At 64.6% G+C, this 441-nt stretch carries 1 pseudogene; it reads right to left on the bottom strand.

What is annotated here, in order from left to right:
• Positions 1–34: 34 nt before the first annotated feature.
• A pseudogene (locus tag ALO64_RS16560) lies at positions 35–441 on the bottom strand (methyl-accepting chemotaxis protein); the annotation flags it as partial.

The following is a 441-nucleotide window of genomic DNA, read 5'->3' as shown; positions in this document are numbered from 1 at the left end:
CTGGCAGCGCCACATTTGCAGCGCTGCATGATGCTCAAGCCCGAAACTGCCCCAGGCTCGCCTTCAACTGCGCAGCCAGCCCGCTGAGTACCTTGCCGCTAGCAGTCGTCTCGACCACCGCCTCGGCAGCACGCTCGGCCTGTGCGTGAATCACTCGACCCGACCGCGAACGGCCTGCGCGCCTTCAGCCTGATGTACAGACGCCTTGGTTGCCAGACCGATGGCAGCATGCACCTGCTCGACGGACGCCTGCACGGTCTGCTGGCGTTTGGCGCTGTCACGTAATACTTCCAGCCCTTCCTTGGCCTGGCGTCCGGCGATGCCGATGGCGGCGACCGCCTCTTTCGCTCCACGTTGCAGGGCGATGATGTGTTCCTGGATATCGCCCGTCGAGCTTTGTGTCTTGCTGGCCAGCGCACGCACCTCGTCAGCTACCACGGC

Origin of the sequence: Pseudomonas meliae (assembly GCF_001400515.1) — a bacterium.
Classification (GTDB): domain Bacteria; phylum Pseudomonadota; class Gammaproteobacteria; order Pseudomonadales; family Pseudomonadaceae; genus Aquipseudomonas; species Aquipseudomonas amygdali.
Note: the sequence above shows the minus strand (reverse complement) of the source record. Positions and strands in the feature narration are given on the sequence as shown.